General features: G+C 40.4%; 9 protein-coding genes. 4 read left to right on the top strand and 5 right to left on the bottom strand.

Going from position 1 to position 12,903, the window contains the following annotated elements; all coding sequences use genetic code 11:
• Positions 1–3: 3 nt before the first annotated feature.
• Entirely contained in the window at positions 4–1,254 is a 1,251-nt protein-coding gene (gene rocD, locus ACM0OP_RS03515) for an ornithine--oxo-acid transaminase (RefSeq protein ID WP_414527002.1), read from the bottom strand.
• 911 nt (positions 1,255–2,165) lie between these two features.
• Here rocD and ACM0OP_RS03510 point away from each other — a divergent pair.
• The 4 genes from ACM0OP_RS03510 (at position 2,166) to ACM0OP_RS03495 (ending at position 7,405) form a co-directional block, all read left to right on the top strand.
• Complete coding sequence (locus ACM0OP_RS03510) at positions 2,166–4,508, top strand: TonB-dependent receptor domain-containing protein (RefSeq protein WP_414527001.1); 2,343 nt, start codon at positions 2,166–2,168, stop codon at positions 4,506–4,508.
• A 272-nt stretch (positions 4,509–4,780) separates the two neighbouring features.
• A complete protein-coding gene (locus tag ACM0OP_RS03505) occupies positions 4,781–5,356 on the top strand; it encodes a hypothetical protein (protein WP_414527000.1) in 576 nt (191 codons plus the stop codon).
• Entirely contained in the window at positions 5,343–6,047 is a 705-nt protein-coding gene (locus ACM0OP_RS03500) for an energy-coupling factor transporter transmembrane component T family protein (protein WP_414526999.1), read from the top strand. Before ACM0OP_RS03505 ends, ACM0OP_RS03500 begins: the two co-directional genes overlap by 14 nt.
• Positions 6,023–7,405, top strand: a complete 1,383-nt coding sequence (locus tag ACM0OP_RS03495; protein ID WP_414526998.1) for an ABC transporter ATP-binding protein — start codon at positions 6,023–6,025, stop codon at positions 7,403–7,405. Before ACM0OP_RS03500 ends, ACM0OP_RS03495 begins: the two co-directional genes overlap by 25 nt.
• 143 nt (positions 7,406–7,548) lie before the next feature.
• Here ACM0OP_RS03495 and ACM0OP_RS03490 read toward each other — a convergent pair whose 3' ends face one another.
• The 4 genes from ACM0OP_RS03490 to ACM0OP_RS03475 form a co-directional block, all read right to left on the bottom strand.
• Entirely contained in the window at positions 7,549–9,783 is a 2,235-nt protein-coding gene (locus ACM0OP_RS03490; protein ID WP_414526997.1) for a glycoside hydrolase, read from the bottom strand.
• Between the two features lie 252 nt (positions 9,784–10,035).
• Complete coding sequence (locus tag ACM0OP_RS03485) at positions 10,036–10,266, bottom strand: NifU family protein (RefSeq protein WP_190564644.1); 231 nt, start codon at positions 10,264–10,266, stop codon at positions 10,036–10,038.
• 214 nt (positions 10,267–10,480) lie between these two features.
• Complete coding sequence (locus tag ACM0OP_RS03480) at positions 10,481–12,271, bottom strand: ATP-binding protein (protein WP_414526996.1); 1,791 nt, start codon at positions 12,269–12,271, stop codon at positions 10,481–10,483.
• A gap of 179 nt (positions 12,272–12,450) precedes the next feature.
• Positions 12,451–12,687: a hypothetical protein gene (locus ACM0OP_RS03475; RefSeq protein WP_414526995.1), complete on the bottom strand. Its 237-nt coding sequence runs from the start codon at positions 12,685–12,687 to the stop codon at positions 12,451–12,453.
• Positions 12,688–12,903 lie beyond the last annotated feature (216 nt).

The following is a 12,903-nucleotide window of genomic DNA, read 5'->3' as shown; positions in this document are numbered from 1 at the left end:
ATACTAACAAGTGGTTGTTAAAACTCGCCCAATTTTTTCTAATGCCCAGTCTATTTCATCTTGAGAAATAACTAAGGGTGGGGCAAAACGAATAACATTATCTCTAGTCTCTTTGGCTAATAAACCCTCTTTAGCTAAAGCCTTACAAAAACGTCTAGCACCACCAGCTTCTGGATATAATTCCATGCCAATTAATAAACCTTTGCCACGGACTTCTTTGATATATGAACTCTCAATGGATTGTAATTTCTCTAGAAAATATTCCCCTAGCTCTAAGGCTTTTTCTGGTAATCTTTCTTCAAGAATTACATCAAGTGCTGCAATTCCAATAGCAGCAGCTAAAGGATTTCCACCAAAGGTACTACCATGATCTCCTGGCTGAAATACACCCATAACTTCCTCTGTAGAAATAAAGGCAGAAATGGGATAAAATCCGCCAGATAAAGCTTTGCCTACAGTTATGCCATCAGGCTGGACATCCTCGTATTGATAAGCAAACATTTTACCTGTTCTTCCCAAGCCAGTTTGGATTTCATCAAAAACTAATAAGACATTATGATGGCGACAGATTTGTTCAGCTTGCTTTAAAAACCCATGAGGAGGAACAATAATGCCTCCCTCACCCTGAATTGGTTCCACCAAAAAAGCAGCAGTATTAGGAGTAATCGCTTGTTCTAATGCTTGGGAATCACCAAACGGAATAACTTTAAACCCAGTAGTTAAAGGCCCAAATCCATCTTGATATTGTTCTTCTGTAGAAAAGCTAATCAAACTAATAGTGCGTCCCGAAAAATTATTTCTACAAACGATAATTTCTGCCTGATTTTCTGGTATACCTTTAACTCTATAAGCCCATTTCCGAATTGCTTTGATAGCTGTTTCCACAGCCTCGGCTCCCGAGTTCATAGGTAGCACTTTAGGCAAACCAGAAATCTGGCAAAGCTTCTGATAAAATTTTCCTAATTGGTCATTACGAAAAGCTCTGGAGGTTAGGGTAACTTTTTGAGCTTGTTGGATCATCGCTTCCAGAATTTTGGGATGACAATGCCCTTGATTTAATGCTGAATAAGCCGAAAGAAAATCGAGGTATTTTTTACCTTCTATATCCCATATCCATACACCTTCTCCTTTAGTAATAACTACATCTAAAGGATGGTAATTATCAGCACCATATTGTTGTTCTAGTTCAATATAATCCTGGGTGTTAATAATATTGAAGTCGGAAATTCCCAGCATTAAGTTTGCTGCTTGCATATTTGCTCCGGATAGTTTTAAGTTGTTGAAATCAAATTTAAAAACATCTGAAAGATTATCAGTCGAATCAAAGATTCAACAGATATGAGGAGAAGAAAGAAAAAATTTAGCTTTGTCTTTCGTTTTATAGTTCCCAATTCCCGGATACTATTCACGTGACAGCAAAGACTTTACTCCTAACATTAGTCAGTCAAGTCAAAGACGAGCAATATTATTCAAAGTATAGGGATTTTTTCTTGAAATCTCACCTAGCCAGTAATCATTGACCAGCCATTTGCTCATCTTCCAGATACGCAACTTGTGTAGAAAATTTTTGTCTAGTTTTAGTGAATAAAACCAGTTGCCCACTCTGTCTGAATGTAAAATTTTACTGGCATAAAAACCGATAGGTAAAGTGTCACGTTTTCGTTGCTAACTGTGTCTTCGTCTGCATCTTGCGGACAAAAATTTTCATATTCTAATGAAATATTTCAAGTTAGTCAAAAAAGCAGTTTTTCCCCTGCTTTGACATTCAGAATATCATTAAATCCCTAGTCTTTCAATCCTGGGGAGGGGGATAAAAAAATTACAACACCAAATTAGCACCTGCTCTGGATTCCAAAGTAAGATGTGTATCTATCATTATTTGGGAAGCTTAATCAAGCACTAACTCGGTTTCAGCAAGATTTATTTACAATGTGTTATGTCTTACCGTTATCTTGGTGGACAGCCAATAACAAAAGAAAATGAAGACGTAAGATTAAATAATAGTAAAAATACTGGTTTACTCAGAAATAATGTAATATGTAAACTAACATAAATTAGTTAGGACTTACGCAAGAACTCTCTGAAACTCTCTTAACTTAGTGTCCTTTGTGGTTTGTTTCTTCTTAATTTTGCGTAAGTTCTGTTAGTTATTAGGGGTGTAATTAGTGCAAATAAGAAATATTTTTAGTAATCTAGCGATCGCAGGTACTTTATCAGTATCTATTACTCAACCAGTTTGGGCGAATGTCAATCAAATTACTGATGTAGCAATTAACGAAACACCTGATGGAATTGAGGTAATTCTACAAACCAACAACGGCGAACTCTCATCAATTCTGACATCAACCGACGGGGAAAACTTTGTCGCCGATATCATTAATACCCAGCTAAACCTAGAATCTGGTACAGATTTTACCATCAATAATCCTGCACCGGGAATTGTACTTATAACTGTCACTGCTCTAGATACTAATAGTGTCAGGGTAACAGTAACTGGAGAAACCGCACCACCAGTTGTAAAGATTGACCAAATTAATCAAAATTTCCAGCTAAATATTGCCACCACAAAAGTTACAGAATTAGATACAGATATTGAACTTGTGGTTACAGCCTCTCGTCGCAGCACACCACTAGAAAATACTCCAGCCACGGTAGACATTAAAACGCAAGCAGAAATACAACGGGAACAACCCTTAAATAGAACTGTAGGTGATGCCCTGCAAACTCTACCAGGAATTGTGATCAACCGCTTGGGTTTATTAAGTGGTTCTGCCAATATTCGTGGTTTAACTGGGGAACGTATAGGAGTATTAGTTGATGGAGAACGCCTTCCTAATTTAGAATTTGGGCCGGACTTGGGAAGTGTAGACCCCTTTCGTGTCCAACGCTTAGAAGTTCTCAAAGGGCCAGCTTCATCGGTATATGGTGCTGATGCTTTTGGTGGCGTAATTAATATTATTACCACCACACCCCGACCCGATGCGCCGTTTGGAGTGCGTAGTTTCGCCTTTGCAGGTGGCTTTGCTGAATACGGCGGGAATTTGGAAATTACAGGCCCCAACTATGTAATTGGTACTTCTCGACGCGTAGCGGGTGACGCGAAAGATGGCGCGGGTAACTTGATTCCTCCCCAGGGAACAGCTTATGAAGTTTTTGATATTTACGGGACTGGTAGAGTTGATTTAGATGAAAATCAACGATTAGAGTTGCGTTTTGACCGCTATCGTCAAGACAACGCTGATTTAAACGGATTTCCCACTCCACCATTTATCTCAGCCGAAAATGTATTTAGAAACCGCGATCGCTATTCTCTCAGTTATATTAATGAAAACCTAGATGGTGGTACAAGTTTTAACTTACGCACTTATTACCAAAAAAGCGCCCGTCGTTTCGACAACGCCACCCAAGTAACAATCGCCATACCTCCCACCTTTCAACCACAGACAATTACAACACCAAGTTCTACATTCACTCTAACTGAAAGTTATGGTTTTTCTGGTTCTGCTGATACACCCTTGGGTGAAGCCGGAATTTTAACCTACGGTATTGATATTAGCCAAGATAATTCCATTTCTGATAACCTGATTAACAACACCACAGGGCCATTAGGAACAAGCAACTTTTACGGTGCTTTTGTCCAGTCAAATTACAACCTAGCCGATAATCTCACGCTGGCTGGTGGTTTACGCTACGATATCTTTAACTTTCGTGAAAGTATAGATTCAGAAAATAACACTAACGCTATAACTTTTAATCTTGGTAGTGTTTATCGCTTCACTGATACTTTAGCTGCAAGAATTAACTTTGCCCAAGGCTTTCGTCCTCCCAGACTATTAGACTTATTTGGGAGTGATAGCGACAGAACATTTTTTGCTCCAACTCGCGGTAGAGTTTTAGCAGACCCCAACCTCAAACCTGAAAGAGCAAATAATTTTGATATTGGTTTAAATTACGCTAGTAATACAATCAGAGGTGGAATAACTTATTTTCGCAACGATATTTCTGACTTTATCGGATTTAATAGTATTACTCCACCACCACCCACAGGATTTGGACCTCCTCCGGCGACAATTCAAGTTGCGAATAAAAATGTTTTATTACAAGGAATTGAACTTAGCACAGCTTATCTGTTAAGTCGTAATTTGAGTGTAGAAGGTAATCTGACTTATGTAAACGGTGAAGATAGATCAGGTACGCCTTTGAGTCAGTTAGAAGTATTTCCAGTGACGGCTTTATTACGTTTATTATACGACGACAATCAATTTAGTGGTTATCTACAATCACGTTTTTATGGTGGTCAAGGAAATGTTTTGTTATCAAATAATCAAATTGGGTCGGGTAGTCCAGCAGCAACAGTATTTGATTTAGCTATTGGTTACAGAGTTACGCCTAGTACACAACTATCTTTAAATGTGGAAAATTTATTTAACGCCGAATATATCTATCCCACAGTTAATTTTCCGGCACCAGGAATTAGAGTTTTAGCAGGTATACGTGCTGAGTTTTGAGGAATAAGATGAAAGTTGGTTTGTGTTCAGTTTATGGATTTTTTAGTCTAATGCTTTGTCTCATTATGATGGGTTTAAAAACGAACCGCCTTCGCGCAGCGTATGCCCCTTGGGCTTTAGACGCAAAGTACGCCAAGAAAGAAAAGAAGGAAAATTGAATAATTAATTTACCCAACAAAATTAATGACATAAACTACTATGTTCCTCACACTTTTTTAACTCTTACTCTCTGCGCCTCTGCGTCTCTGCGTGACACCATAAAATTTTCAACTATGAAAACACCAATTTCCCATACTCAAAACAAACAACTTTGGCAATTAAAAGATTACGTATTTGCGGCGTTTATGACTATTGGTATTGCCATTTCTTCCATCCTTACCGTACCTCTAACTCTTGCTATTCCCTTACCAGGAATTAGGACGATTGTCTGGGCCCCTTTAGCGGGAATTTTCTTAACATTGGGTATGGCGAGGTTACAACGTCGGGGAAGTGTGGCTTTAATGATTGGTAGTTTAGCAATACTATTAAGCCGCATCTCTTTAGTAATTACTGCTTTTTTAGTTGCAGCATTACTATTAACTGAATTAATTATGTGGACAAGAGGCGGTTACAAAACCAAAGCTAACCGTTTACTGGGAAACATTATTTTTTTCAGCACAACCACAGTCGCAGGTGCTTTAGTTGGTGCTTATGTCGCTGGAGAAAATTTTGCTGCTTGGTTAACTCAATCTTGGATATTAATCCCCATGACATTATTATCTGGTGTAGCTGGTGGGGTTGGTTGGTGGTTAGGTGAATTAGTCATCAAGCAATTACAACGTGCTGGGAAGTTAGATGTTGATATCTAAATCTGTAGTTCATAGGGAAGGATTTCTAACCAAGGTTAATCCCTTACTAAAAATCACTTTCACCATGATTACAGTTAGTATTGCTTTTGCTTTACGAGATTTATTAGCTGCATCTTTACTGGTGGGAGTATTATTGCTTTTATTGCTGTTATCTGTGCGAATTAAACTCAAAATTTTACTCACAGCAATTTTAGGTTTGATTTTATTTACAGCCTTAGCAACATGGACTTTAGGGGATTTTCGCGCAGCTATGATTAATTCCCTGAGACTTTTAGCAATTTTGTTACCCACTCCTTTACTCTCAGCCACAACCTTACCTGCGGATTTAGTTAAAGCTTTACAAGCGATACGTTTACCAGCTTTTTTAGTATTAGGAATTATGTTAACTTGGCGATTTTTGCCAATTATCTATCAAGAAGCGCAACGCATTATCGAAGCTAATCAATTACGTGGAGTTGATTTACCTCGTCAACCCCAGCGTTGGTTTAGCAGTTTATTTGTGCCGTTGATTTTTCGCATTGTCACCTATGCTGATGATGTGACTGTTGGTTTAGAAACTAGAGGCTATGATCCCAATTCTCCTAGAACTCAAGCTAAACCCCTACAATGGCGATTTGGTGATACTATATTTACAGTGGGTGCAGTATTCCTACTGGTAATTGTGGGATGGTTGCAGTGGCAAAGTTATTAGAAACGGTAAATCTCTGTTTTACTCACATTGGTAAAAATCAACCCACACTCCAAGATATCAATTTAGAATTATATCCGGGGGAAATAGTCTTTTTAGGTGGTGCTACTGGTAGTGGAAAAAGTACACTGCTTAACTGTTTGACGGGAATTTCACCCCATCACATTGGCGGTAAGTTAACTGGAGATATTTTATATGAAAATAATTCAATTTTAGAGCTTTCTGTGAGAGAGCGATCGCACTATATTGGTACAATTCTCCAAAATGTGGAAACCCAAATTTTTACCGATAAAGTTATAGATGAGGTAATTTTTGGCTTAGAAAATCTCAGTATATCTCCAGATATTATTGCACAGCTAACTCATCAAAGTTTACAAGAATTTGGTTTACTCCCCCAGGAAAACTGGTTAATTAGTCAACTATCCGCCGGACAAAAGCAACGTTTAATCATTGCTTGCGTTTTAGCTATGAATCAACCAGTGTTGTTATTAGATGAACCTTTTGCTTATCTTGACCGTGGAGGAAGTGAATTATTACTACAATTACTAAAAGAGCGATCGCACCAGGGACAAACAGTGTTACTAATAGAACATCGCTGGGATTTAGTCAACGAGATATGCCATCGCACTTACTATTTTGATCAAGGTAAAATTCATTCAGGAACAGTTAAAAGTTTTTTTCCTCAACTTTCTGTAACTTCATCACCAACTTTATCTCATATCATCCTGCGAACCCATCAACTCAGTTGGGGAGGATATCTACCTTTTCCCGACTTAGAATTATACAGTGGGGAAATTATCTTACTTCAAGGTGAAAATGGTTGTGGAAAAACAACGCTCCTCAAGTTATTAAGTGGATTACTCAAACCTACCACAGGAAATATAGAAATCTGCGGTCAAAGTATCATCAAAAAAACCGTTGTCCAAATAGCTAAGAATATAGGATTTGTACTGCAAAATCCTAATCATCAATTATTTGCGGAAACTGTGTATCAAGAAGTGGTACAAGCAAGTGTTTCCGCTCATTTAGGGGAAGAAATTTTAGAAAAACTCAACTTAAGAAGTTTATCTGAATTACATCCTCAGTCTCTTTCCCAAGGACAGAAAAGACGATTAGCTTTAGCCGCAGTATTAGCCAGAAGACCAAAAATCTGTCTACTGGATGAAATCACCGTAGGACAAGATCCCCAATCTTTGACACTAATGTTACAAGTGTTAATTGATTTTACTAAACAAGGAGCAGGTTTAATATTAACCAGTCATGATCTACAAATTGCTAATTATCTTCCAGCTAAAACTTGTGAATTAGTCCCTTCTCAAAGTAGTAGTCTGCCAAATGATAGTAACGGTCATATTGATTAGGACATCATCATTATGGTTTTCAGGGAACAGGGGATGTCCTAATTACCTTGGCGGCTGCTAAGTAGGTCGGTTTTCAGCCTATTTTCTGATTCGCACTCTATAGGCACAATTACACGGACAAAATCAAAGGTATTTTTGCAGATTTAAGGCACTTCAATAGGAATTAAACCGTTTTCTGGTATGTAGTCGCGGTAATTTCCTTCATCTGCTAGGACTAAGACTAAACGCACGGGATAATCTGGGGAAATTTGCAAGTCAGCCCAGGGTACTGCAATTTCTAAACAATTATTTAAAGCTACTTGGGCGCGACTACAACGGGGATGCCATTGATCATATTCTCCTGCTTCTTGAAACTGAATTGATTGGGTGAGTAAATTAATCGCTAAATGGTGATGATAATGGTAATTAAGTGGGGCGATATCTGGGACATCTGCAATGGGTATGGGGCTATTGTGCATTGTTCTGTCGGGATAGAACCATAACAAGTTCAATTCTTCAGGTAAATCTCTCCCTGGAATTACACCATTTTTCAGGTCTACGCGCAGATAAAAGTTGAGGTGATCTACTCCATACCACAGGCGCTGAATGACGCTGCTGTTGTGCATGGTTCCCCTTGCGCCGCCGATTTCTATCCGTCCGGCTTTGTCCCAATCCTGTTCATCGCCTTTACCATCAATGCTGGGATGAATAAACCCTTGGGGTCTATGGTCGGCTTTTTCTTGATGACGTTCTAGGGGTTGGCGCAGATAAGATGGGGCGGGTTCATTGAGGGCGTGATAAATTCCTAACAGGTGTTCCCGAAATAATTGGTCGAAGATGGCATCCTGATTGGAGGAATGTCCTTCACCAAACCACCAGAACCAATCGGAACCTTCGGCGGCGTATAGGGCTTCCCAGGCTTCTGGGTTGGTTTCTTCGGTGGCTTCGGGATGTTTGGCTAGTGTTTCCCTGGCGTGGGTTAGGTAGTCCCAGGCGCGATTTTTTACGGGGTCGCCTATCCAGGTGGTGAAGCTACCATCTACCCAAGAACCACTGTGTAGTTGTGCTGCGGGAATGGTGGCAGTGGGGGGAAATTGTGCGATAAATTCGGAGACGGTAACGAGTTTAAGATGGGGTTCGTTGCTGAGGGTTTGATACAATGCTTCTAAGAAGGGTTTGCCGTCTTGGGGATAATATTCCCAGCAGTTTTCGCCGTCTAGGGCAATGGTGACTAGCCAAGGTTCTGTGCTGTGGCTTTCTCTTTGCATTTTGGCGATCGCCTGTAGGTGTCCCACTAAGTCTTTTGCTGCCTCTTTAGGCGACATGGAACCGTAGGTAAAGCCAATTAAATCAGATAATCTATGATCACGAAAAACAATAGACACATCACCGGCGGGAGTTTCCAGGCGATAGGGTCTGTATAATATTTCTGGTTGTTGGACGTTTCCGGCTCCATCCCGGTTAAAAAAGTGTTTTAGTGACCAGCCTAAAACTGCTTCGTCTGAGCAAATCCACTTAAATCCTTGTTTAATAATATACGGCAATATTTCTGGGCTAACTGATTGCTCTGAAGGCCATAAACCCCGTGGTTCTTGTCCAAAACGCTCTATATATAGTTCCCACGCTTTCCGCAAGTGCCGGGGAATGTCTTCTGCCCACTGAAACCGATGCTGAGGTAATGTCATTCCAGGCACAGCTACTCGGCCAGAGTGGGTATCAGCTAATAAGGGTAAAATTGGGTGAGTGTAGGGCGTGGTTGTTACTTCTAGCTGCCCTGTGCCTTGCATTTTCCGGTGTTGGGGGATAATGCGACTGAGAATTTCGCGCTGTTTGGAATATATGCGCTGGCGATCGCCTAAAGTAAAATTACGACCTTTTTCTAACCAAGCCGCAATTTCCGGATCATCCCAAAATAAAGGATCAATCCATGCCAGATTATGCCATGCCAGCAAATCGCTGTAATCAGGTAATTGCCAATTAGCCAAACACCAATCTTGTCCCCTTTCCTGTCTTTGATAATACAACTGAGCATACCGGGGATGGGGGTCAATCAGAGTATGGTGATTAGCATCAAAAAAGTGTTGAATAATAAATTGTTTTTGTGCCTGATTTATTTGCTCATCAGGTGTCAAACTCGCAGTTAAATAGGGGTCAAAAGCAGTACCTGCAATATAATCTTCTAATTGCAATATTAGAGATGGGACTAAATTTACAGTCTGGTGTAACTTCGGATACTTCTCCAGAATTAATATTAAATCTAAATAATCTTTCGTACCATGCAATCTTACCCAGGGTAGGCGGTAATCTTGACTGCTAGAAACCGTAGCGCTGCTGTTAGGGGATTTATACAGAGGCTGGTGTTGATGCCAGATAAAAGCAATATGTAATGGATGAGACATATAGCAAAAATCAAAAGTGAAATGCTGGCTATTTATTTGAGAATTTTGTCATGTCCCCAGCACCCTGTTTGTTGCTAGAGAAAAGAAGAATTAGGTCTGGGGTAAGGAGTATGGGTAATGCCCGTTTTTACCGAATAGGCAGAGGGGAAGGTGGCTTTCTAGCAGTGGTACAATCTCCGTCTGGGTATTCCCCCTTGCTCCCTGCTCCCTGCTCCCCTGCTTCTTTTTACCCATCACCCCATCCCCGCACCATTAGATTACTTGCTCAATTTCCGCGATTTCAGGAATCATTTCCTTGAGGCGACGTTCAATACCCATTCTCAAGGTCATAGCAGAACTAGGGCAAGAGCCACAAGCACCTTGTAAACGTAGTTTCACAATTGGTCCATCAAGTTCTACCAATTCCACGTTACCGCCATCAGACATCAAGTAAGGGCGCATTTCATCCAAAACTGTTTCCACGTTGTCAATTGTTAGTTCCATTATTTCAGACCTCTTGTGTCAGGAAAATATTGATATTCCCAGTTTAATAACTCAATTTTAGATACAAAAACCCCTAGATTGTGTGTTGACAAGATTTCCAAGGTTGAGATGTCAACAACTGCTGGTATCTTATACCATTTCTTTATAAAACCGCGCTGAATTTCCGGCTTTCTTTGTGTACTTTGCGTACTTTGCGGTTAGTTAATCAATAATTCTAATCGTTATCATTACCAGAAAGTAAGACTGGTTGTTGATAAAGAGGTACTGTAAAAGTGACTGTAGAACCCAGTCCTTCCCCCAGACTATAAAAATGTACCTCACCGCCCATCGCCTCTATCAGCTTCTGGGATATTACCAGTCCCAAACCAGTACCACCATACTGCCGAGTCCGGGAACCATCTACTTGAGAAAATAATTGAAAAAGTTTGTCTTGCTTGTCTAGAGAAACACCAATACCTGTATCTGCAACTCTTACCCGCACCATCCCTGGAAATCCTTCCCCTTGGAATTGCGTGGGCTTGAAGACTAAATCAGCGCTGACGGTAATTCCTCCTTCCTGCGTAAATTTAATGGCATTGTTCGCCAAGTTGAGCATAACTTGTAACAGACGTTGATAATTACCTTGGACAATAATTTCATCCGAAGTGGGCAACATCTGCATCCGAAAACTCAGGTTTCTGGATTCTGCTTGGGGACGCATAAAATTTTCAACATCATCAAATACCTCATTTAGCTTGACTGGAGAGCAAACTAGCTCCATTTTTCCGGCTTCGATTTTGGCTATATCTAAGATATCGTTGATAATATTTAGTAAATGTATAGAAAGATGATGGGCTTCTGAGACGAACTGATGTTGTTCTTCCGGATCATCTGTGATTCCTTCTAAAATCAGCTTCAAAAATCCGATCATGCCATTGAGGGGAGTCCTAATTTCATGGGAGACATTAGCCAGAAATTCGCTTTTGAGACGGGATGCGGCTTCGGCTTTTTGACGGGCTGCTTCTAGTTCTTTATATAAAGTAGCATGGGCGATCGCCGTTCCTAACTGATCGGCAAACTCTTTAGCTAATTCCAATTCTGCATCTGTCAACGGATAAAATTCTTCTCTGAGACTAATGGCAATCAGTCCGTTAGGTTGGTCTTGATAGCAGGTTGCCACTACTAAAATTTTGTGGTGAGAACACAGATTATACCCCGACACTTCCATTACAACGGGTTCTAAGGTTGCCAATGCCTTAGCAAAAGCTGGCTCAGAATTAATATCTATTTCTAAGCCAAGCATGGAGCTACGCTCTGGATGATGATATTCTGCAATCACCCGGATTCTAGAACTAGAAGGGTGGTATGGACAGATAATGCAACGCTCTAGCCGCAGCGCTTTTCCCAAACTGTCTACTGTTTGTTGCCAGATTATATCTAAATCTAACGTCCGCCGAATATTTCTGGTAATTTTATTTACCAGTTTCTGATATGGTTGGGTTCCCCCAGCATTCCGCAGTAAATGTAAAGCTAATTCTACCTGTGTTAGTTCCGGTGCGATCGCCTTCGGCAGTGCGCTCTGCGCGATCGCCTCAACTTCTGGTTTATTGCGAGTAACTTGTAACAACCGTCCCATCACTAAAACTGTAGTCGCGGCAGTTCCCAACGGTGGCATCATCGGGGAAATTACTAACTCCAACTCCCACAAATCTTGGCGGTAGCTAAACCAGCATTGAAACTTCTCCGGTACTAAACTAGCTAAAATTCGCTGTATTCGTTCCAAATAAACACCATTGTCTACTGGGACAAAAACTTTGTCCTCCTGGCATTGATTAACTATTTGCTTCGGATTTAATCCCCACAATTCGCCCTGCTGCCAATAAAATGTCAGATAGCGTCCAGACTCATCTTGGGTGTATACCAACTCAGAACCGCAAGTTGGCAAAGAATCATCACTTTTATTAGTGGAATACTCCAGACTATGGGGAAACAAGTTAGCCAATTGGGAGTTAGCAATAATAGTCATTAATCAGGTGGGATAGACAAATGGCCACTCAGAACAGTTTGGCTCCAGCTGGGCAAAAAAATTTAGCGTAATTTATTACAGCTTTTGCATGGTTATATTCGGTATTTTGCCGTTGATTGCATCGAAATTGACAAACTTTACATGATTTTTATTTTCTATTCATTGTTTGTTTATTCATGTCAATCATTCCATTCACCCCGTGGCGGCACAGGTACACGTCGAGGAGTCCTTGTCAGCTCATCATCTCTGGGAACCTCACCCCGCAGCCATTGACGAATTGCCACCTCAATCACTTTACTGGGATCATTAGTGAGATGCTGAATTTGCTCTAGCAACTCCGAATCCAGACGGACAGCGATTTCTACCTTATCGGCTCGTTGTTGCCCCGCTCCGGTAGCTTTCTCTCTCATATTCATAGCTTTATATAGTCAGAGATTGTTACTTCTCAAGCTTTGTGGTGGGGTGATCATCTACCATGACAGTGTAAATTAACTACAAAGTCAATTTTTTGCCCAAAATCCTCCTAAAATAGCAGAATTTAGTTTTTCATGATAAATTGCATCAAACTCGCTCAACAACAGCTCTAGAATTTGTGTCAGTAAATCAGTAGTTATAAGCAGTTAACTTGTGTA

The sequence above is a fragment of the Nodularia chucula CCY0103 genome (genome assembly GCF_963923915.1).
GTDB classification, from domain to species: domain Bacteria; phylum Cyanobacteriota; class Cyanobacteriia; order Cyanobacteriales; family Nostocaceae; genus Nodularia; species Nodularia chucula.
The sequence above is the reverse complement of the archived record's forward strand: the minus strand, read 5'-3'. Positions and strand labels throughout refer to the sequence as shown.